The organism is Mesorhizobium sp. WSM4840, assembly GCF_055811755.1.
Map to the genome: position 1 here is coordinate 1 of NZ_JBVVQD010000149.1, position 256 is coordinate 256.

The window sequence follows — 256 nt, forward strand, 5'->3', positions numbered from 1 at the left end:
GCCCTGCCGTGTGCCGCCGAAATGGGACGAAATCTGCTTGGTCCACTTGAACGGCGTATCGAAGGCCCAGGACCACGGAACCGCCATGTGGTTGTAGGTGAACTCGGTGCCCCAGATGTCGTAGAAGCTCTTCAGCTGCACGTCGACCGGCACTTCAATGCCGTTGAACATCGCCACTTCGTTCGGCGTGCCGATCAATGTGCCTTCCGCAGACGATCCGTTGTCGCCGGATATGTAGATGATCAGCGTGTTCTCG

Annotated in this window: 1 pseudogene; it reads right to left on the reverse strand. The window is 58.2% G+C overall.

The window, feature by feature from the left end:
• A pseudogene (locus AC0L3I_RS37085) lies at window positions 1-256 on the reverse strand (arylsulfatase); the annotation flags it as partial.